Below are 16,548 nucleotides of genomic sequence, written 5' to 3'. Positions count from 1 at the left end.
CCGCAGCACTTCGGTGCTGCGGCGTGAGCCTATCAGAAAAGCCAAAAGGGCTTTTCTGATAAGGGAATTTCAGTCCGCTGCGCGCACGAATCGTCCGCCGGAGCCGAACGATTCGCACACTGACGGACTGAGTGGTATTTTCTCCGACGTACACGCCGCCGGAGAAAATGATCTCAATTGATTCGCCGCCTGCGGGCGGCGAACTCTGCGAGGCTTATGGGAAACGCAAACGCCGCAGCACTTCGGTGCTGCGGCGTAAATTGCAGGATAGGGGATATCTTACTTGATCTCTGCGGTAGCGCCGGCTTCCTTGAGGTCGTTGACGATCTTCTCGGCATCTTCCTTGGAAACAGCTTCCTTCAGGGTCTTCGGGCAGTTGTCGACGATCTCCTTGGCTTCCTTCAGGCCCAGGCCGGTCAGAGCACGGACGACCTTGATGACAGCGATCTTGTTCGCGCCGCATTCCTTCAGGACGACGTCGAACTCGGTCTTCTCTTCAGCGGCCTCAGCAGCACCGGCAGCGGGAGCAGCAACAGCGGCAGCGGCAGCGGAGACACCGAAGGTCTCTTCGAGAGCATGGACAAGCTCAGACAGCTCGAGGACGGACAGACCCTTAACTTCTTCGATCAGGGCAGCGATTTTCTCAGACATTATAAAATCCTCCTAATTAGTGTAATAGATGAGTGATGGATTAGGCTTCTGCGGGAGCTTCTTCTGCAGGAGCGGGGCCTTCCTTCTGCTGGCGGATCTGGTCGAGGCAGAATGCCAGAGCGGAGATCGGAGCCAGGAAGGTGCCGAGAACCTGGGCGATGAGAGCGTCCTTGCTGGGAAGCTCGCCGAAGCCCTGAAGCTGCTCGACAGACAGGACGGAGCCTTCAACGAAGCCGCCCTTGATTTTCAGAACGTTCTTGTTCTTCTTGGCAAACTCGCAGACGATACGAGCCGGAGCAATGGGATCACCCGTGGTGGTGGCGAGGGAAGTGGTGCCGTTGAGCATCTCATCGAACTGGTTATAGCCGGCCTTGTTGGCAGCGAAACGAGTCAGAGTGTTCTTAACAACGGTGTATTCCACGCCAGCTTCACGGAACTTGTTGCGAAGCTCGGTATCCTGTGCGACAGTGATGCCCTTGTAGTCCACGAACACGGCAGCGGTGGAACCCTGCAGCTTCGTAGCCAGTGCATCGACGATTGCCTTCTTGCTTTCAAGTACCTTGGAATTGGGCAATGTGTGTCACCTCCGAAAAAATGTCCTCATGCCAAAAGACATGAGGACACAGAAATCACATGTATTTCGTGTAACCTCGGCAGGATGGGGATCGTTACGGCGTAAGCCTCCTGCTGTCTCTGGCAACGGGAAATATTTTATCAGAAAATGCCGGATTTGTCAAGCAATTTTCTGATTTTTGGGGAAATTCATGGAGCAGACAAACGCTTTGCTGCTCCATGATCAAACGCATTAGAACTTGGCAGTATTGACCTTCACGCCGGGGCCCATGGTGGAGGCAACGACGCAGGAGCGGATATACTGGCCCTTTGCTGCGGCCGGCTTCGCCTTGACGACGGCGCCAAGCAGCGTGTTCAGGTTCTCGGTCAGCTTCTCAGCGCCGAAGGAGACCTTGCCGATCGGGCAGTGGATGATGTTGGTCTTGTCGAGACGATACTCGATCTTACCGGCTTTGATCTCCTTGACGGCAGCGGCGACGTTCGGGGTGACGGTGCCGGCCTTCGGGGAGGGCATGAGGCCCTTCGGGCCGAGGACCTTACCAAGACGGCCGACGATACCCATCATATCCGGGGAAGCGACGACGACGTCGAAGTCGAACCAGTTTTCCTTCGTGATCTTCTCCACGAGCTCCATGCCGCCGACATAGTCAGCGCCGGCTGCCTTGGCCTCGTCGACCTTGGCGTCCTTGGCGAAGACAAGGACCTTGCGGGTCTTGCCGGTGCCGTTGGGCAGGACGATGGCGCCGCGGACCTGCTGGTCAGCGTGGCGGGAGTCGACGCCGAGCTTGATGTGGATCTCGACGGTCTCGTCGAACTTGGCGGGGGCGGTCTTCACGACGAGCGCAAGGGCGTCGGAGACTTCATACTGCACGGAGCGGTCGATCTGCTTCGCGCTGTCCTTATATTTCTTACCTCTAAACAATGTTATATCCTCCTTAAAGTGGTGATGCGGAATAATCCTCCCACATAGATGAGGTCAGGCGACCTCGGCAGACTCAGCGATCAGTCGACAACGACGATGCCCATGCTGCGGCAGGTGCCTGCAACCTGGCTCATCGCGGCCTCGATGGTGGCGGCGGTGAGGTCGGGCATTTTGCGCTCTGCGATCTCGCGCACCTGCGCCTTGGTGATGGTTCCGACCTTGTTCTTGTTGGGAACGCCGGAGCCCTTTTCCTGACCGATGGCCTTCAGAATGAGGGTCGGGGTCGGAGGCGTCTTGGTGACGAAGGAGAAGCTGCGGTCCGCATAGACCGTGATCACGACGGGGATCTTAAAACCGGCCTGATCCTTGGTGCGGTCGTTGAACTCGCGGATAAACTGTGCGATATTGACGCCATGCTGGCCGAGAGCCGGGCCGACAGGGGGCGAAGCGGTCGCCTTGGCGGCCGGAATCTGAAGTTTGATATAACCAGTAACTTTCTGTGCCATGATAAGCACCTCCAAATAGAATGTGGTAATACGCTGACGCGTATTTCTGGCGGGGGAGAACCCCTCCCACGTTTTGCCCGGATCAGTCGGTGGAGAGCTCCACCTGATCGAGCTCCAGATCGACCGGCGTTTCGCGGCCGAACATGGAAACGGTGACGCGCACCCGGTTCTTTTCGACGTCCAGCTCCTCGACGATGCCGCTGAAGCTCGTCAGCGGGCCGTCCGTGATGCGGACCGTGTCGCCGACCTTGTAGCCAACGACGATCTCGCGCTTTTCGACGCCGAGCTGAATGACCTCATCCTCCGTCAGGGGGGTGGGCTTGGTGCTGCCGGATGTGACAAACCCGGTGACGCCGCGGACGTTCTTGATGATATACCAGGCGTCATCCGTCATGACCATCTTCACCAGCACATAGCCGGGGAAGACCTTGCGGTCATAGGTCTTCGGACCCTTTTCCGTGACTTCGGTCACGGTTTCCATGGGGATGGAGACCTGCTGGATGATGTCCTGCAGCTGACGGGTCTCGACCGTTTTTTCAATGGTCGCCATAACGGTATTTTCATAACCGGAATAGGTATGCACAACATACCATTTTGCTGTTTCTGCCATACCGCTTGTCCTGACTTAGAACAGCTTGCGCAGCAGGCCGATCAGCTCGCCTGCGCCGAGATCGAACAGGCAGACGATGATACCGACGATCAGAACGGCGACGAGAACGACGACGGTGTTGTTCACCAGCTGCTTGCCGGAGGGCCAGACGACCTTCTTCAGCTCGCTCTTCATTTCGCGGAACCAGCGGGAAAGGCCTGTGCCCATGCGGACAAAGATATTCGGCTTCTTGTTGACTTCTGCCATTGCTTTCACCCTTTCCCTTACTTCGTCTCGGTATGAACCGTGTGCTTTCTGCAGAACCTGCAATACTTCTTCATTTCAAGACGGTCGGGGTCGTTCTTCTTGTTTTTCATCGTGTTGTAGTTTCTTTGCTTGCATTCGTTGCATCTGAGCGTGATCTTGACTCGCATTGTTCGGCACCTCCTTAAAATTTTGCCTCCCTGCATGACCTGCGGCTAGAAAAATTTAGGGGACGCCGAAACTACGCGGGCGCCGTCCGCAGGCAAAAAGGGCATAACAAAAAAGCCCTTTTTCACAGGTAGAGTTATTCTATCATACGAAACGTCGGGGGTCAATCCTTTTTTTCGGGAAATCCCGGATTTTTGCCCTGTTTTCCGGACAAAAAAATGCCGGAGCGGCAGAAATACCGTTCCGGCAAAGTCTTTCAGAGTGTTTCGTCCTTCACGCGCGGCAGATTCCAGCGGAAATGCGCTGAGAGCAGGCGGATGAGCAGGACGGCCGCCATACCGGCCAGCATGGCCACATACTGCGGCACATGCCGCCACAGCACGGCGCAGAGCACTGCACCCGCGAGCGAGGCGCAGGCGTAAACGTGCTTGACGAGAATATAGGGCGTGTTCCCGGCCAGTACATCGCGCATGACACCGCCGCCGACGCCCGTCAGCAGGCCGACGAACACAAGAAGATAGGTGCTGCGGTCCGGCGAGAAGTCCATGGCGTTCCAGATGCCCATGACGGTGAATACACCGAGGCCGACGGAGTCCATGAGCAGCAGGGAAACGTCGAACAGACGGTGGTTATGCATGAGGCTGTGGCGGATCCACGGGATGCACAGCAAAAGCGACACGCCGACGGCCACGAGCGTGCATGTCGGGTCACGGAAGGCGAGGGGAGGCGTGATGCCGAGGATGACGTCGCGCAGGATGCCGCCGCCGACGGAGGTGATGACGCCGAGCACGATGACACCGAGCAGGTCCATATGGCGGCGCATGGCGGTCAGCGAGCCGGAGGCCGCAAAGGCCACCGTGCCGATGAGCTCAAGAAGAAATACGAATTTGTCCATAGATATCGCTGAGAGGTCCTTTTCAAATCATAAAAATGCTCCGCCGCGGGAAATGCCGCGGCGGAGCAGAAAATACGCTGGAATACGCTTCAGACTGCTGCGGGGACGGCCGTTCCATCCGGAACGCTGACACGGCGGATCTCCGCGCCGATCGCGGTGAGCTTGCCGATGAGGTTTTCGTAGCCGCGCTCAATGTATTCAATGTCCTCGATCGTTGTCGTGCGGTCGGCGGCAAGTCCGGCGATGACCATGGCAGCGCCCGCGCGCAGGTCGCAGGCGCGGACGGTGCAGCCGTGCAGCTTTTCCACGCCCGTGATGATGGCGACCTTCGTGTCGACCTTGATGGACGCGCCCATGCGGTTGAGCTCGGCGCAATAGCCGAAGCGCGTGTCATAGATGCTCTCCGTAATGACGCTCACGCCGGAGGCCAGAGACATGCACACGGCGATCTGCGGCTGCATGTCCGTCGGGAAGCCGGGATACGGCATCGTCTTGACATTGGCCCGGCGCATGACGCCCGTGCGCTGCACGCGGATGGCGTCGTCGTATTCGGCAATCTTCACGCCCATCTCGCGCAGCTTGGCGGAGATGCAGTCCATATGTTTGGGGATGACGTTCTGGATAAGCACGTCGCCGCCCGTGGCCGCGACGGCCGCCATATAGGTGCCCGTCTCGATTTGGTCCGGAATGATGGAGTAGCTGCCGCCGTGCAGGCTGCGGACGCCGCGAATTTTGATGACGTCGGTACCCGCGCCGGAGACCTTCGCGCCCATGGCGTTCAGGAAGTTCGCCAGATCGACGATGTGCGGTTCCTTTGCGGCGTTCTCGATAACAGTCGTGCCGTTCGCCAGGACTGCGCCGATCATGATGTTCATGGTCGCGCCGACGGAGACGACGTCGAGATTGACACGGCCGCCCGTCAGGCCGTCCGCCGGAGCGGCGGCGCAGACGAAGCCGTCCTTGAGGTCAACGGCGGCGCCGATGGCCTCGAAGCCCTTGATATGCTGGTCGATGGGGCGCGCGCCGAAGTTGCAGCCGCCGGGCAGCGCCACGCGGGCGTGGCCGAAGCGGCCGAGCTGCGCGCCGATGAAATAATAGGAGGCGCGGATGCGGCGCACCAGCGCGTCGGAGGCCTCGGAATCGCGCACATTTGTGCAGCAGAGCTCCAGCGTGTTCGGACTCAGGCGACGGATCTTTGCGCCCATGCTGTCCAGAATCTCCAACAGGAGCCGGACATCGGAGATATCCGGCACGTTTTCGATGCGGCAGGTGCCGTTTATGAGCAGCGCGGCCGGAAGGATCGCCACGGCGGCGTTTTTTGCGCCGCTGACGGTTACGACGCCGGACAGCGGATGGCCGCCCTGGATAATGTATTTATTCATGTCATACCCTCTCACGATCGGAGTATATGCAATATGTCGCAAAACAACAGCGCCAATTTCAGGCAGAGGATCCTTCCCGCCGAGACGTTCAGCTGGAAAGTTCTTTCGACGGTCTAGTATAGCATAGTTTGAACATTCTGTAAAGAGAAAACCGGAAATTGGGCGGAGAAAACGCCAATGAAGCCGTTAGCGCAGACGGCGCAGGCCCTTTGGATACTGATTCTTTAGAATGCCGTCCGCGCCGCGTACCCAGCCGAGTGAAAGCCCGCCGGCCGTCAGCAGCGTCCAGCCGCGCTGCGTGCCGTGCAGCGTCTCGCCGCGCAGATAGGCGGCGATCTCCGGGCCGCCGGCCGGGAAATCCGCCGTCTGCGGGTAGGTGTGCAGCCAGAGCGCCAGCGCGTGGGCGGGGGAGAAGCGGTCACGGCGCAGCTCGCCAAGCTCCAGACCGGCGCGCAGCACGCGCAGGCCGGAAAGGGCGGGCGTCTCCGCCGGGGCCAGATAGCACACGGAGCCGAAGCAGACGGGCACGCCGTCCGGCAGGGGCTGCGTGCAGTTGCGCAGGAAGTCTGCGGCGGCTGCCGGGAGCTGAGCGGGGCGTTCCGTGGGAACATCCTGCCGTGCGCCGTCCGCATGGCTGCGCAGGACGGCGGCAAAGTGGCCCTCGCCGCGCAGACGGTGCGGCCAGAGGCGGAAGGCGTGCTCCAGACCGGGCGCGGGATCGCTGATCCAGTCCGGCCGCGCCGGAGAGAACCAGGGAGCCTCGACCGGCTCGACGGAAAACGCCGGATGCGCATGCAGAAAGGCGGAGATGACGCCCTCGTTTTCCTCGGGCGAGAAGGTGCAGGTGGAATAGACGAGCCGCCCGCCGGGGGCCAGCATTTCGGCTGCGGAGGCGAGGATCTCCTGCTGCCGCGCGGCGCACATGGCCACGGTCGCCTCGCTCCAGTCCGTTACGGCGGCCTCCTCCTTCCGGAACATGCCCTCGCCGGAGCAGGGGGCGTCGACAAGGATGCGGTCAAAATAGCCGGGGAAGCGCTGGGCCAGCTTTGCAGGATGCTCGCTGAGCACGAGCGCGTTCGGAATGCCGAGCCGTTCGACGTTCGAGGCGAGCACCTGCGCGCGGCGCGGATGGATCTCATTGCAAACGAGCAGGCCACGGCCCTGCATGGCGGCGGCCAGCTGCGTTGTCTTGCCGCCGGGCGCGGCGCAGAGGTCGAGCACCCGCTCACCGGGCTGCGCGTCCAGCAGGTGCGCCGGGGCCATGGCACTCGGCTCCTGCAGATAGTATGCGCCTGCGTCGTGCCACGGGTGCAGGCCAGGGCGGCTGCCTTCGCAGACGTAATAGCCGTTCGGCTCCCACGGGACCTGTGCCTCGCAGAACGGGAGAGAAGCGCCATCCGGCAGGGGCTTGCGCGGATTCAGACGCAGCCCGGCGCTCCGCGGGCGCTCATAGGAGGCGAGAAATTCGGCGAATTCCGCTTCGCCGAGCAGGTGCAGCATTCGTTCCGGGAAGCCCTGCGGCAGCATGACAGACCAACTCCTTGCACGGTTTCAGATCGGGGGTATCATAGCATGGATCGGGCCAAAACGCAAGCGTCGGGGGGACCTGCGGCGGCCAGACAGAAAAATAAATCGAAATATCTCAAAAAAGTGGTTGACAAAACGGCGCGAACTCGCTATAATAACCATGCTTGTTTGAGACGCCGGTATAGCTCAGCCGGTAGAGCAGCTGATTTGTAATCAGCAGGTCGGGGGTTCGAATCCGTCTACCGGCTCCACAGTGTTTTCAAACGGACAAGTTCATATTTGGGGGAATTCCCGAGTGGCCAAAGGGGGCAGACTGTAAATCTGTTAGCAGTGCTTTCGGTGGTTCGAATCCACCTTCCCCCACCAAAGCAGAGCCAGACGAACCAAGCCGGTTCGCCTGGCTTTTGCTCTGCCCCAACGGTCTATATGACCGGCGGGATATTTGTCCTGGTGTTTCCACTTGCCTATGCCAAGAAATAAAGAAAGAGGCTACTACACAGGGAATTTCCTGTGTGGTAGCCTCTTTGTGTTCTCTCATAGCCATAACGGATTTCGTTATAATCTACCAAAATCCAGCGAGATTCTAAAATCGTTGTTAGAATCTACCGTAAAGGAGCATGGCTATGATTAGGATTTTACTGTCCACCCGCCTTGGCGAGCGGAGGTGGTCACAAGCTGACCTTGCAAGGGCAACAGGCATTCGACCTTCGACGATCAATGACCTGTACCATGAGATCGCAGAAAGGGTAAACCTGGAGCATCTGGATCTTATTTGTGAGGCGCTGGGGTGTGAGCTGTCAGACCTGATGATCCGAGAGGAAAACAAGGAGACCAGAGTCAAGACGCGCACCGGCGCGGATATACATAGCAAGCGTTAAGCCTGCTCCGAGGCCTCGGGCGTTCATTCGCCCGGGGCCTTTTCTTATATCTCCTCGCCGTCCTGTGTGACAAAACGGATTTCGACTGTGCAGCCGAGCGCAGCCGCCAACTCCGTGATGTCTTTTTCCGTAAAGTTCCCGCGCGTCATTTTGTTGGACAGGTTTTGCCGCGTCTGCCCTGACGCCTCAGCCAGATCGCCCATCGTTATTTTCTGCCTTTTCATGATCAGGCGAATCTTTTCAGCAACAGAGAGCCCCATACTCTCACCTCCTCACTCGTACTATACACTAAAATGTGTCGCTTGTCAAAAACTTTTTTACGATTTCCACGAAAAAATGTAAAATAACTGTTGACAAATGACACGAATTAGTGTAATATAGTTCTTGTAAGGGAGAGGAACAAACCTCTCCGGAAAGGAGGACAGGCCGATGGACAAAGCAAAAAAAGAAGCCCTGCAAGAGCTTCTGAGGTTGCTGGCTGATAACCCCGATTTAGCCGACCGGATTACAATCACCATCAAACCTAACAGCAAGCCCCAGCAGGGCGAACGCCAAGAGACCTAACCCCGGCGCGAGGGGGAGCGGGAAAGCTCCCCTCCCCCTCAGTATAAAGCACCGAGTGTGAAAATACAAGGAGGAACGCAAGATGAAGATCAATATCACCGATGAAATCCGGCAGGAGATTTTGGATACGCTCAACAGAGATACCGCAAAGGAATACTTTGAAAAGCTCCGCGACACGGAGAAGAACCCCACTCGCGGACAGGTTTACGCGTATCGAAGCTGGGAGCAGAGCACAGAAGACCGAGCCGATATGTTTGAGGTCAGAGCGCTTCCATGGGGCAGTCAGATTAAGGACGGCGTGATGAAAGAATTCGTTGCTGCATTAACCGCAGCTGATATTGACGAGATTATCGTCACAGATCAGTCAACCGCGCTCATGGAAAGTGTCCACGCCTTGGTAGCCGAGGGCGCGTATCTGGAGGGCGTCGGAACTGTTACCCGCGATCCACTGCACGATCCATCAGGCCGCCGCGAGGTCAAAGGGCTGGTGTTCAGATTTTGAGAAAGGAGCGCCGACAATGAAAAAGCTGATTTGTTCTACTTTCCGCGAAGGTTACGGCATCGACCAGATCCGCAGAACGATGACGGCCGGCGAGCTGATTAACTTCCTCGCCCAGTACGATGAAGATACGCCGGTCTATCTGAGTTTTGACAACGGCTACACCTACGGCGGCATTACCGAGGGCAGCTTTGAAGAAGACTATGGGGAGGAGGACTAACCATGAACAAGATCCGCCGCAAGAATTTGCAGAGTATCATCGACCAGCTGGAGGAGCTGAAGGGCAGCCTCGAAGACCTCCAGGCTGAGGAGGAAGAGTACCGCGACAATATCCCTGAGAATATGCAGGAGAGCGAACGCTATGAAAAGGCAGACGAGGCCTGCGACAACCTCTCCGAAGCCGTAGATAACCTGGAGGAAGTCATCAGCAGCATCGAAGCTGCCATTGAGTGAGAGGGCGGGCATGAGAAAAATTACTGTCTTCGACTTTTGCAGTCAGATCGGCGCGGCCAGCGATGAAATCCCCGTTGTGGTGAAAGCCGGTATGCAGGAGATCGGCCACTTCCGCAGCTTATACAAAATCCCAGCGCAAGCGATGCCGGGAGTTCTGGAAGCCAAAATCACCTATGTTACCATGGGCCGCGAAGAAATCATCATCCAAGTCAAGTTGAAAGACTACAACGCCAAGTTGTAATGACATGACCGGCTGACCTATCGGCACGACGGGGAGAAAGGACACGATATGGATTACAACACTATGAACGCTACCGTCAAGGGGACAACCTGTGAGGGCGAGCCTTTTACCGAAAGTCTCACATTTACCCTCGTTCCCCCCACCGACAACAAGCACTACGGCACAGGCTACTACATGACGGTTAAGACATCAACGCAAACGCTGTTGATTGACGTGCGCTACGAGCGCACCACTGACATTGAAATCCTTGCCGATAGATGGATTAAGAGTTACTACGGCGAAAACGCGCAGGACATCATCAAACAGTTCTGAGAAAGGAGAGATTTCTATGAACGAGAACGAAGCCAAGACACTGATCGAGCGTTTTGCAGAGAAGCAGCAGGGCGGGCATTTTGCCTGCCCCCGCTGCGGGAAGATGGCGATGGACGCGGAGAGCGTCACCCGCAACGCACTGAGCCGCAGGGCAACGGTCCATATCTGCGATGCCTGCGGCACGGTGGAGGCGCTGGAAGACATGACGGGGGATCGGCGGCCGCTGACCGCATGGGCTATCGTCTCCGCGCCGGAGAACTGGCGCATGAGGCGGCACTACTCCACCGCAGCGTGGGCGCGTGAGCAGTACACCGACCGCTGGAATGATTGCCCGTACTTTCGGGATATGGTCGAGCGCGGTGAAATTCCAGCGGATTACATCGGTCGCCGCACCGTCATGATCCACGCGCCAATCAAAGGGACTGTGCTTTTGACCGAGGGCTATCATTTCACCGTGGACGATGAAGAAGGGAGACAATACCTGTGAGTAAATCTTGGACGCCCGAGGAGCTGGCCGCTGCCAGTGCCGCGATGAAAGCGGAGGGCCACATGAGCTACGAGGAGTTCTGCGCCGCGCCAGTGTTGCGGCTGGAATACAGAGGCCGCGACAGCTGGGATCGCCCCGTCTACGAGTGCGACGGTCGGCTCTATGTCGATGTCGACCCGCGCCGGAGCAGACCGGCAGACATCTGCACGAAGCAGGGCAACGCCTTTGACGGCGAGCCCTGCGACCCTGTTCCGGAGGGAACGATCATTGAGTTTATCCCAAAGCGGGACACATGGGATTTTTGAGGAGGGCTGACGATGGATTACATTGAGCGGAGCGTTGTGGTGAAAAAGGTGATGGAAACGAAGTGGGAAAGCGGCTCAGATGGGGCGGTAGCCATGGAAATTGTTGCCGCTACCCCCGCCGCTGATGTCGCTCCGGTGACACATGGAGAATGGATCGAGGACGACTACGGTTATAACCGTTGCTCCGCCTGCGGCTGGGAGTGGGACGAACCGGAGTCTGTCACTCCATACTGTCCTCATTGTGGCGCAAAAATGGGGGAGGGTGAGATTGATGACTGAATACATTGAACGCGATATGCTTTGCCGCGTGCTTGAGCGCTATCGCAAAGCGCCTAAAAACAGATACCAGCGCGGCGTAGAAGACGGAATGGAGTTAGCTTTGAATGCAGTAAAGGCAATTCATACCGCCGACGTTGCGCCGGTGGTGCATGGGTTGTGGATGCCTGTTTATGAAAGCGAAATGACCGGATGGAATCCCGCAGTTGCAGGACGCGACCCGATTGGCGGATATATCTGCTCTGCCTGCAAAGAGGAAGCTGTTTACGACTGCAACGACAAGTTTGTTCTGTCGAACTACTGCCCACACTGCGGGGCGAGGATGGAAGGAAGTAATGAGCATGAGACTGATTGACGCCGATAAGCTCAGCGCAAGGCTAAGTCGCAACGCAACGCCGTATTTCACGGTACCAGATATTGAAAATGCGCCGACAATTGATGCCGTTCCCGTGGTACGATGCGAAAGTTGCTGCTATGCAACATGGGCGGCATGGGCGAACAAATACTCTTGCGGTCAAGTTCACGGATTGTTGGTCTTTGGAGATCATTTCTGTGCATTCGGCAAACGAGAGAGGACGGAGGGCGAATAAAAAGCCCCTCGCGCCGCCGTAGGCGAGTTGCAACACCACCTTTGCGGCGTGGGAGGGTAGACGCCCACCCAAATGCGAAAAACGCTCCTGCGCCCCCGTAAACGCGAAAGCGCCGGAAAACAGAAAAAGCCCCCTCGACAGGACGGTAAAATCCTGCGAGGGGGCTTTCATTGTGCGGGTGGTATTCAGATGGCGGGGCTGTCGACGCTGCCTCCGTCTTCCTCGTCGGTGCGGAAGTTCTTCGCCTTGGCCGCCTCGAAGGTGATCCCGCCGCGCTTGTGGTCGGACTTCGCAAGTGAGAGGTAGCCGTTTGCACCGGCAATGATGATTGCCTCGCCAACGCCGGTGGCCGCGGTCAGCCATGCAGCGGCGGCGGTGTAGCCGCTCTTGATGCACAGATACATGAGGAACAGGCATTCCTGGACGATCAGCAGACCGGCCAGCATCGCCAGCAGGCACACGACCTTGCTCCATTCGACCTTGCGCTTCTTCGCGGCTCTGCGCTTGCGCCTTGCCATCAGCTCAGCCCAAACTTCTGGGCGAAGCGGTAGAGGACGGTCACCAGCTGCTCGCGGGTCATCATGTCCTCCCACATTCCATTGAACTCATCGGAGTTGCCGCCGCGAATGATGCCGTTATCCACAGCCCATTTGCGCGCTTCCTCCGAGTAGGCGGAAGCATCGTTGTCCTGAAGCTCCTTGCGCATCTCACGCCAAAGCTCCTTGAATTTGTTGATATCCATATCGTCATCCTCCTCGTCCGTGCCTGTGGAAAGCTGGGCTGTCACCTTTTCGGCGAGGTCGCCCATGCGGGCGTACATCCAGTTCCCGGGGCAGCTTTTGTTGGCAAACCAGCGGTGTACGGTCAGCACCATCTCGTCCGGTGCAGGGGTGTAGGCAAGCGTCTTGTCCTTATCCTCCAGCCAGAGCAGCTTGGTCTTGCCGTTGCGCTTGCAGATGTCGACGCAAAGCGTAATGAGGGACTGATAGACCACATCGCGGAATGCGTACGGCTCTGCACCATCGGACGCACATTCAATAGTCACCGCCCGCTGGTCGTTTGCGTTGCTGGAGGAACACCAGGATCGGTTTTTCTCCTCGACATACATACCGACGTGGCCGTCTGCGCCGATTCCGTAATTGCAGCTCGCCTCTCTGGAGGCGGGGAGGAAGATATCTCCCAACCGCTCCACGCTGCACTGGCCCACTACGCAGTGCGGCGTGATGCGGTCGATCTTACGGGTCCTCTGCCCGGAGTGATTCGGGCTGAGCTTTGTGTAGCTGACAAGAGGGCTATTGCTCATAGGTCATTCCTCCTCGGGGGCGGTATGGTCTTCCTTGCCCTCACCGGAAGGCAGCGCAGTAGGCGCCGCGTCCGCCCCGGGTGTCGCGGTAGAGAGCATATCTTTCAGCTTTTTCAGTACATCAACGGCATAGGCGGTAAAGGCTGCCAGCATAGCCAGCGATACCGCTGTCATCAGGTTTACGGTCTGCCCATCGACCTCCACTACCATCAGATCGGGGTTGAGGTACCCGGCGAAGTAGACCGCGACCAGCGCCGCTGCCACAACTGCACTCTTGATGCAGCCGTTGCGGAACTTCGTCTGATCCCATTCCCCATCAATGATGGCATTGATGGAACCGAGGGCAATGTTCGCGGCGATCAGCAGCACAAGCCCTGCGGCCAGGCGGATGATCGTCATATCCAGCATGTTCATTGTGCGTCCTCCTTACTGCAAAAAGTCGTTGCTGTCCAAGCACCGGCGATATATTGTCTTGATCCGGTCACTGGTCAGCTCTGTTACATTGTTTTCAAACTCCGGATGATCCTCGCAGTATCGTTCGTAGGCGGCGATGTCCCGGAGCGTTTGGTCGAAATGATCTTTGGTGTGGCGCTCGCCGTGGAGACATTCATCGCCGAAGCGTAGAATGCGCGCCCGGCAGTTGACGGCCTTTTCCTCGGCCATGCCAGACCGAACGCACTGCAGCTCGCTTTCGAGCTTTCCGACCTTCTCCAAGACCTCGCTGTTGATAGCGCGCCCGAAAGCCTTTGCTATTGCAGACCACGGATTGATTTTGATGGGGGCGAGCTGGAGCAGCGTCAGCAGCACAAACAGCGCGCTTCCCCCACCAAACAAAATCTCCTTGAGCGTCATCTCTCAATCCTCCTCTGCGCGTGATAAGAAGGGCAGCCCCCGTAAAGGAGCTGCCCTCCGTATCAATGCCGTGGTCAGACGGTGACTTCGAGATCTGCCAGGATCTCCTCGACCTGCTTCCGAATCAGGCTCGGAACCTGGTCGATGGTCTTCTTGCCCTTGACGATCAGGGTCGCGTAGACAACTGCCATAACTGCTACCTCCTTTCCCATCAGAATGTATAAAAGAAGGAGCCGAAGGCTTTTCATAAGCCCTCAGCTCCATTCTTGCTATTTTCGAGGATTTCCCGGACGGCTGCTTGCAGCGGGTCGGGAACTTCCTCAATCGTCTTTTTCCCTTTGCGGATCAGGTCTGCGTAGACCTTCACCATGTAATTGCTCGCCATCGGTTATTCGCCTCCTGTTGTAGATGTCACGGCGACGATCTGTTCGTAGACATCGCATAGCGCCATCTGCGTATCGGTGACCTGCCCTTCAAGGCTCGTCACCTTTTCCGTCAATGCCGCCTTGTCGGTCTCCAGGTCGGCTACCTGCTGCTGCAGGGAGGGGATCGTCTTGCCCTCCGCCTCATGCAGCTTGGCTTGCGCCAGATAACCGGCATAGTTGCCGAGGATGTCTTCACTCAGGCCGTCATACATATTCAGCTCCAGGTGATATTCGTCGTACACCCACCCGCTGATGGTCAGCTCGTCCCGCTTTTCCTCAAACGGCTCGGCGTTCTCGTAGAAGCGCACCAGGGCTACCCCCGGCTTATTAGGCTGCTCCTCCAGCGAGAAAGCGTTGCTGGGCGCGTTGTCGCCTCTTACTCTCATTTCGCACGACCTCCTTCAGATGTTTTACTCCAATCGGGTCAATGTACTTCACCCGAATTGTATGGCTATTGCAGTGCTTCAGTTGCCCGGCGCGGCTCAGTAGCCCGGAGGCCTGGGCGAACATGATAGGCTTTCCGGCGTCAAGCCGCTTTTTGACGCGGCGGCATTGCCGGGTGAAGCGCAGGAAATTCCGCTTGCGCAGAATGACATGAGTGCGGGAAAAGCGGTAGCCGACCGCGCTCACCATGCGCTTTGCCGTGGGATAGATCTGCCAGTTCGCTTTCATGGACAGGCCGAGCCGCTGCTGCATGAACGCGGCGACCAGCTTCCGCGCCTTGTGCAGCTGCTTCTTATTCGGCCCGAGCAGGGTGATGTTGTCCATGTAGCGGGTCATATACTTCACGCCCGGCAGCGTCATGATGTACCTGTCCAGCGGCTCCAAGTAGAAGTTTGCCAGCCATTGGCAGATGTAATACCCGATAGCCAGCCCGCCGCCGCAGGATTCGATGATGGAATAGACCGTCCGCAGAAAGCGCTTGTCCTTGATCTTCCGCGCCAGCGCCCAGATCAGCCGCTTGCCGGAGATGCTGGGGTAATACTGTGCGACGTCCAGCTCAGCGGCGTACTTCGTCCCCTTCGGGTCGTTGCGGAGCGCGCCGCGGATCTTCTTGTGGATTCGCTTTCCACCACGTCCGGGAATCGACGCGCAGGACCACGGGTGCATCCCGCGCATAAGCACCGGTTTCATGGCCGTCACCAGCATCCACTGGATCACGCCGTCCGGCCAGAACGGGACCATCTTGATCTTACGGTGCTTCTCGCTGCTCTCATCATAGATCTCGCGGATCTTCGGCTCGGATGGTACAAAGCTCTCGCTTGCGACCAGCTCATAGGTCTTTTCGACATACCCGTCCAGGTCTGCCAACACAGGGGCAATGTCTTTACGACTCCGGCGCCCCTTTGCCGCCTCCTGAATGACAGCGCGAATGAAGTCCCGGTCAACCATCTTGTCGTAGAGATAGCCGACTCGTTTCGGCATAGGATTTCCCCTCCGTCCTTGTTTGCCTGCGAGGTTATTCGAGCCGAAGCCTACTAAACCCCGTCCTATGCGGCAATATTTTCACCAAGCGGTGAGGGAAAGCCTGCGCCAGTCAAAAGAAAAACAAGTAGTCGCGCACCGACGTTCGAGTTCGAGTTCGACGAGGCGTTGTTCGCGTTGAAGTAGAAAAGGCCGGCATTGCCGCCGTTGTTCCAGTTGCCACCGACGAGGAGGACACGCCAGCCAGAGTTGTAGTTGGCGTAGAAAACAAGCCCTCGGCGCATGGCGCAGGCAGTCCCGGAGATAATTATACCTCCGGCCTGCCGCGCATACGGAAAAACGGGAGAAAATAACAGAATACGTTATTTTCAAAAATCGTGTCGAGGGGGGGGGGGGGGGGGGGGGGGGGGGGGGGGGGGGGGGGGGGGGGGGGGGGGGGGGGGGGGGGGGGGGGGGGGGGG

The 16,548-nt window shown here is 58.0% G+C and carries 33 protein-coding genes, 2 tRNA genes and 1 other annotated feature; of the genes, 15 read left to right on the top strand and 20 right to left on the bottom strand.

Features of this window, described 5'->3' with window-relative positions; genetic code table 11:
• The coding region (locus WMO66_RS08895; protein ID WP_349136047.1) for a hypothetical protein at positions 1-181 on the top strand (181 nt) is incomplete at its 5' end.
• Positions 182-279: 98 nt separating this feature from the next.
• Here WMO66_RS08895 and rplL read toward each other — a convergent pair.
• The 10 genes from rplL to WMO66_RS08845 form a co-directional block, all read right to left on the bottom strand.
• Positions 280-651, bottom strand: a complete 372-nt coding sequence (rplL, locus tag WMO66_RS08890) for a 50S ribosomal protein L7/L12 (RefSeq protein WP_417323996.1) — start codon at positions 649-651, stop codon at positions 280-282.
• 40 nt (positions 652-691) lie between these two features.
• Entirely contained in the window at positions 692-1,225 is a 534-nt protein-coding gene (rplJ, locus tag WMO66_RS08885) for a 50S ribosomal protein L10 (protein ID WP_349136046.1), read from the bottom strand.
• An 8-nt stretch (positions 1,226-1,233) separates the two neighbouring features.
• Positions 1,234-1,366, bottom strand: a sequence feature (ribosomal protein L10 leader region).
• Between the two features lie 90 nt (positions 1,367-1,456).
• Entirely contained in the window at positions 1,457-2,146 is a 690-nt protein-coding gene (gene rplA, locus WMO66_RS08880; RefSeq protein WP_349136044.1) for a 50S ribosomal protein L1, read from the bottom strand.
• Between the two features lie 80 nt (positions 2,147-2,226).
• Complete coding sequence (rplK, locus tag WMO66_RS08875) at positions 2,227-2,652, bottom strand: 50S ribosomal protein L11 (RefSeq protein ID WP_349136043.1); 426 nt, start codon at positions 2,650-2,652, stop codon at positions 2,227-2,229.
• A gap of 82 nt (positions 2,653-2,734) precedes the next feature.
• Positions 2,735-3,262 carry a transcription termination/antitermination protein NusG gene (gene nusG, locus WMO66_RS08870; RefSeq protein ID WP_349136042.1) on the bottom strand — a complete coding sequence of 176 codons (528 nt, stop codon included), beginning with the start codon at positions 3,260-3,262 and terminating at the stop codon, positions 2,735-2,737.
• A gap of 15 nt (positions 3,263-3,277) precedes the next feature.
• Positions 3,278-3,508: a preprotein translocase subunit SecE gene (gene secE / locus WMO66_RS08865; protein WP_349136041.1), complete on the bottom strand. Its 231-nt coding sequence runs from the start codon at positions 3,506-3,508 to the stop codon at positions 3,278-3,280.
• A 17-nt stretch (positions 3,509-3,525) separates the two neighbouring features.
• Positions 3,526-3,675 carry a 50S ribosomal protein L33 gene (rpmG, locus tag WMO66_RS08860; protein WP_349136040.1) on the bottom strand — a complete coding sequence of 50 codons (150 nt, stop codon included), beginning with the start codon at positions 3,673-3,675 and terminating at the stop codon, positions 3,526-3,528.
• Positions 3,676-3,929: 254 nt separating this feature from the next.
• Positions 3,930-4,568: a trimeric intracellular cation channel family protein gene (locus WMO66_RS08855; protein ID WP_349136038.1), complete on the bottom strand. Its 639-nt coding sequence runs from the start codon at positions 4,566-4,568 to the stop codon at positions 3,930-3,932.
• Between the two features lie 89 nt (positions 4,569-4,657).
• Positions 4,658-5,950 (bottom strand): UDP-N-acetylglucosamine 1-carboxyvinyltransferase, encoded by a 1,293-nt coding sequence (murA, locus tag WMO66_RS08850; RefSeq protein ID WP_349136036.1) that lies wholly within the window; start codon positions 5,948-5,950, stop codon positions 4,658-4,660.
• A 186-nt stretch (positions 5,951-6,136) separates the two neighbouring features.
• Positions 6,137-7,477, bottom strand: coding sequence for an RsmB/NOP family class I SAM-dependent RNA methyltransferase (locus WMO66_RS08845; protein WP_349136035.1), 1,341 nt, complete (start codon positions 7,475-7,477; stop codon positions 6,137-6,139).
• Positions 7,478-7,652: 175 nt separating this feature from the next.
• On the opposite strand from WMO66_RS08845, the gene WMO66_RS08840 reads away from it, so the two are divergent.
• The 3 genes from WMO66_RS08840 (at position 7,653) to WMO66_RS08830 (ending at position 8,355) form a co-directional block, all read left to right on the top strand.
• Positions 7,653-7,728: transfer RNA gene (locus WMO66_RS08840), tRNA-Thr, on the top strand.
• Between the two features lie 30 nt (positions 7,729-7,758).
• Positions 7,759-7,843: transfer RNA gene (locus WMO66_RS08835), tRNA-Tyr, on the top strand.
• A 257-nt stretch (positions 7,844-8,100) separates the two neighbouring features.
• Positions 8,101-8,355 carry a helix-turn-helix domain-containing protein gene (locus WMO66_RS08830; RefSeq protein ID WP_118358528.1) on the top strand — a complete coding sequence of 85 codons (255 nt, stop codon included), beginning with the start codon at positions 8,101-8,103 and terminating at the stop codon, positions 8,353-8,355.
• 44 nt (positions 8,356-8,399) lie between these two features.
• Here the strand turns inward: WMO66_RS08830 and WMO66_RS08825 are convergent, their stop codons facing one another.
• Complete coding sequence (locus WMO66_RS08825; protein WP_118358530.1) at positions 8,400-8,615, bottom strand: helix-turn-helix domain-containing protein; 216 nt, start codon at positions 8,613-8,615, stop codon at positions 8,400-8,402.
• Between the two features lie 169 nt (positions 8,616-8,784).
• On the opposite strand from WMO66_RS08825, the gene WMO66_RS08820 reads away from it, so the two are divergent.
• The 11 genes from WMO66_RS08820 (at position 8,785) to WMO66_RS08770 (ending at position 12,082) form a co-directional block, all read left to right on the top strand.
• Positions 8,785-8,919 (top strand): hypothetical protein, encoded by a 135-nt coding sequence (locus WMO66_RS08820; RefSeq protein ID WP_256152932.1) that lies wholly within the window; start codon positions 8,785-8,787, stop codon positions 8,917-8,919.
• A gap of 82 nt (positions 8,920-9,001) precedes the next feature.
• Positions 9,002-9,421, top strand: coding sequence for a DUF7698 family protein (locus WMO66_RS08815; protein ID WP_118729390.1), 420 nt, complete (start codon positions 9,002-9,004; stop codon positions 9,419-9,421).
• Between the two features lie 16 nt (positions 9,422-9,437).
• Entirely contained in the window at positions 9,438-9,638 is a 201-nt protein-coding gene (locus tag WMO66_RS08810; RefSeq protein WP_349136034.1) for a hypothetical protein, read from the top strand.
• 2 nt (positions 9,639-9,640) lie between these two features.
• Positions 9,641-9,871, top strand: coding sequence for a hypothetical protein (locus WMO66_RS08805; RefSeq protein WP_118358536.1), 231 nt, complete (start codon positions 9,641-9,643; stop codon positions 9,869-9,871).
• Between the two features lie 10 nt (positions 9,872-9,881).
• A complete protein-coding gene (locus WMO66_RS08800; protein WP_118729388.1) occupies positions 9,882-10,112 on the top strand; it encodes a hypothetical protein in 231 nt (76 codons plus the stop codon).
• Between the two features lie 48 nt (positions 10,113-10,160).
• Positions 10,161-10,424: a hypothetical protein gene (locus WMO66_RS08795; RefSeq protein WP_147574122.1), complete on the top strand. Its 264-nt coding sequence runs from the start codon at positions 10,161-10,163 to the stop codon at positions 10,422-10,424.
• 16 nt (positions 10,425-10,440) lie between these two features.
• A complete protein-coding gene (locus WMO66_RS08790; RefSeq protein ID WP_147574121.1) occupies positions 10,441-10,911 on the top strand; it encodes a hypothetical protein in 471 nt (156 codons plus the stop codon).
• The gene (locus WMO66_RS08785) at positions 10,908-11,216 is read left to right on the top strand and encodes a hypothetical protein (protein ID WP_349136032.1); all 309 of its coding nucleotides are present in this window, start codon (positions 10,908-10,910) and stop codon (positions 11,214-11,216) included. Before WMO66_RS08790 ends, WMO66_RS08785 begins: the two co-directional genes overlap by 4 nt.
• 12 nt (positions 11,217-11,228) lie before the next feature.
• Positions 11,229-11,495 carry a hypothetical protein gene (locus WMO66_RS08780; RefSeq protein ID WP_147574119.1) on the top strand — a complete coding sequence of 89 codons (267 nt, stop codon included), beginning with the start codon at positions 11,229-11,231 and terminating at the stop codon, positions 11,493-11,495.
• A complete protein-coding gene (locus WMO66_RS08775) occupies positions 11,488-11,847 on the top strand; it encodes a hypothetical protein (protein ID WP_147574118.1) in 360 nt (119 codons plus the stop codon). The genes WMO66_RS08780 and WMO66_RS08775 overlap by 8 nt, the downstream gene beginning before the upstream one ends.
• Positions 11,834-12,082 (top strand): hypothetical protein, encoded by a 249-nt coding sequence (locus WMO66_RS08770; RefSeq protein WP_147574117.1) that lies wholly within the window; start codon positions 11,834-11,836, stop codon positions 12,080-12,082. The genes WMO66_RS08775 and WMO66_RS08770 overlap by 14 nt, the downstream gene beginning before the upstream one ends.
• A 185-nt stretch (positions 12,083-12,267) precedes the next feature.
• Here the strand turns inward: WMO66_RS08770 and WMO66_RS08765 are convergent, their stop codons facing one another.
• The 9 genes from WMO66_RS08765 to WMO66_RS08725 all read right to left on the bottom strand — a co-directional run bounded on the left by WMO66_RS08765 (position 12,268) and on the right by WMO66_RS08725 (position 16,371).
• A complete protein-coding gene (locus WMO66_RS08765; RefSeq protein ID WP_147574116.1) occupies positions 12,268-12,600 on the bottom strand; it encodes a hypothetical protein in 333 nt (110 codons plus the stop codon).
• Entirely contained in the window at positions 12,600-13,385 is a 786-nt protein-coding gene (locus tag WMO66_RS08760; RefSeq protein ID WP_349136031.1) for a peptidoglycan recognition protein family protein, read from the bottom strand. The genes WMO66_RS08765 and WMO66_RS08760 overlap by 1 nt, the downstream gene beginning before the upstream one ends.
• A gap of 3 nt (positions 13,386-13,388) precedes the next feature.
• Entirely contained in the window at positions 13,389-13,799 is a 411-nt protein-coding gene (locus WMO66_RS08755) for a hypothetical protein (RefSeq protein WP_147574115.1), read from the bottom strand.
• A gap of 12 nt (positions 13,800-13,811) precedes the next feature.
• Entirely contained in the window at positions 13,812-14,237 is a 426-nt protein-coding gene (locus WMO66_RS08750) for a hypothetical protein (protein ID WP_147574114.1), read from the bottom strand.
• Between the two features lie 74 nt (positions 14,238-14,311).
• Positions 14,312-14,428 (bottom strand): CD1375 family protein, encoded by a 117-nt coding sequence (locus WMO66_RS08745; RefSeq protein WP_342982900.1) that lies wholly within the window; start codon positions 14,426-14,428, stop codon positions 14,312-14,314.
• A 53-nt stretch (positions 14,429-14,481) separates the two neighbouring features.
• Positions 14,482-14,622 carry a CD1375 family protein gene (locus tag WMO66_RS08740; RefSeq protein ID WP_118358554.1) on the bottom strand — a complete coding sequence of 47 codons (141 nt, stop codon included), beginning with the start codon at positions 14,620-14,622 and terminating at the stop codon, positions 14,482-14,484.
• Positions 14,623-14,625: 3 nt separating this feature from the next.
• Positions 14,626-15,048, bottom strand: coding sequence for a hypothetical protein (locus WMO66_RS08735; protein ID WP_147574113.1), 423 nt, complete (start codon positions 15,046-15,048; stop codon positions 14,626-14,628).
• Entirely contained in the window at positions 14,990-16,087 is a 1,098-nt protein-coding gene (locus WMO66_RS08730; RefSeq protein ID WP_147574112.1) for an RNA-directed DNA polymerase, read from the bottom strand. The genes WMO66_RS08735 and WMO66_RS08730 overlap by 59 nt, the downstream gene beginning before the upstream one ends.
• A 65-nt stretch (positions 16,088-16,152) precedes the next feature.
• Positions 16,153-16,371 (bottom strand): hypothetical protein, encoded by a 219-nt coding sequence (locus tag WMO66_RS08725; protein ID WP_147574111.1) that lies wholly within the window; start codon positions 16,369-16,371, stop codon positions 16,153-16,155.
• Between the last annotated feature and the right edge of the window lie 177 nt (positions 16,372-16,548).

Origin of the sequence: Faecousia intestinalis (assembly GCF_040096185.1) — a bacterium.
Lineage (GTDB): Bacteria > Bacillota > Clostridia > Oscillospirales > Oscillospiraceae > JAZOXB01.
The sequence above is the reverse complement of the archived record's forward strand: the minus strand, read 5'-3'. Positions and strand labels throughout refer to the sequence as shown.

Coding starts and splice junctions, on each gene's coding strand:
- rplL (WP_417323996.1), bottom strand. CDS start 651: ATGTCTGAGAAAATCGCTGCCCTGATCGAAGAAGTTAAGGGTCTGTCC.
- rplK (WP_349136043.1), bottom strand. CDS start 2,652: ATGGCACAGAAAGTTACTGGTTATATCAAACTTCAGATTCCGGCCGCC.
- nusG (WP_349136042.1), bottom strand. CDS start 3,262: ATGGCAGAAACAGCAAAATGGTATGTTGTGCATACCTATTCCGGTTAT.
- secE (WP_349136041.1), bottom strand. CDS start 3,508: ATGGCAGAAGTCAACAAGAAGCCGAATATCTTTGTCCGCATGGGCACA.
- rpmG (WP_349136040.1), bottom strand. CDS start 3,675: ATGCGAGTCAAGATCACGCTCAGATGCAACGAATGCAAGCAAAGAAAC.
- WMO66_RS08855 (WP_349136038.1), bottom strand. CDS start 4,568: ATGGACAAATTCGTATTTCTTCTTGAGCTCATCGGCACGGTGGCCTTT.
- murA (WP_349136036.1), bottom strand. CDS start 5,950: ATGAATAAATACATTATCCAGGGCGGCCATCCGCTGTCCGGCGTCGTA.
- WMO66_RS08845 (WP_349136035.1), bottom strand. CDS start 7,477: ATGCTGCCGCAGGGCTTCCCGGAACGAATGCTGCACCTGCTCGGCGAA.
- WMO66_RS08830 (WP_118358528.1), top strand. CDS start 8,101: ATGATTAGGATTTTACTGTCCACCCGCCTTGGCGAGCGGAGGTGGTCA.
- WMO66_RS08825 (WP_118358530.1), bottom strand. CDS start 8,615: ATGGGGCTCTCTGTTGCTGAAAAGATTCGCCTGATCATGAAAAGGCAG.
- WMO66_RS08820 (WP_256152932.1), top strand. CDS start 8,785: ATGGACAAAGCAAAAAAAGAAGCCCTGCAAGAGCTTCTGAGGTTGCTG.
- WMO66_RS08815 (WP_118729390.1), top strand. CDS start 9,002: ATGAAGATCAATATCACCGATGAAATCCGGCAGGAGATTTTGGATACG.
- WMO66_RS08810 (WP_349136034.1), top strand. CDS start 9,438: ATGAAAAAGCTGATTTGTTCTACTTTCCGCGAAGGTTACGGCATCGAC.
- WMO66_RS08805 (WP_118358536.1), top strand. CDS start 9,641: ATGAACAAGATCCGCCGCAAGAATTTGCAGAGTATCATCGACCAGCTG.
- WMO66_RS08800 (WP_118729388.1), top strand. CDS start 9,882: ATGAGAAAAATTACTGTCTTCGACTTTTGCAGTCAGATCGGCGCGGCC.
- WMO66_RS08795 (WP_147574122.1), top strand. CDS start 10,161: ATGGATTACAACACTATGAACGCTACCGTCAAGGGGACAACCTGTGAG.
- WMO66_RS08790 (WP_147574121.1), top strand. CDS start 10,441: ATGAACGAGAACGAAGCCAAGACACTGATCGAGCGTTTTGCAGAGAAG.
- WMO66_RS08780 (WP_147574119.1), top strand. CDS start 11,229: ATGGATTACATTGAGCGGAGCGTTGTGGTGAAAAAGGTGATGGAAACG.
- WMO66_RS08775 (WP_147574118.1), top strand. CDS start 11,488: ATGACTGAATACATTGAACGCGATATGCTTTGCCGCGTGCTTGAGCGC.
- WMO66_RS08770 (WP_147574117.1), top strand. CDS start 11,834: ATGAGACTGATTGACGCCGATAAGCTCAGCGCAAGGCTAAGTCGCAAC.
- WMO66_RS08765 (WP_147574116.1), bottom strand. CDS start 12,600: ATGGCAAGGCGCAAGCGCAGAGCCGCGAAGAAGCGCAAGGTCGAATGG.
- WMO66_RS08760 (WP_349136031.1), bottom strand. CDS start 13,385: ATGAGCAATAGCCCTCTTGTCAGCTACACAAAGCTCAGCCCGAATCAC.
- WMO66_RS08755 (WP_147574115.1), bottom strand. CDS start 13,799: ATGAACATGCTGGATATGACGATCATCCGCCTGGCCGCAGGGCTTGTG.
- WMO66_RS08750 (WP_147574114.1), bottom strand. CDS start 14,237: ATGACGCTCAAGGAGATTTTGTTTGGTGGGGGAAGCGCGCTGTTTGTG.
- WMO66_RS08745 (WP_342982900.1), bottom strand. CDS start 14,428: ATGGCAGTTGTCTACGCGACCCTGATCGTCAAGGGCAAGAAGACCATC.
- WMO66_RS08740 (WP_118358554.1), bottom strand. CDS start 14,622: ATGGCGAGCAATTACATGGTGAAGGTCTACGCAGACCTGATCCGCAAA.
- WMO66_RS08735 (WP_147574113.1), bottom strand. CDS start 15,048: ATGAGAGTAAGAGGCGACAACGCGCCCAGCAACGCTTTCTCGCTGGAG.
- WMO66_RS08730 (WP_147574112.1), bottom strand. CDS start 16,087: ATGCCGAAACGAGTCGGCTATCTCTACGACAAGATGGTTGACCGGGAC.
- WMO66_RS08725 (WP_147574111.1), bottom strand. CDS start 16,371: ATGCGCCGAGGGCTTGTTTTCTACGCCAACTACAACTCTGGCTGGCGT.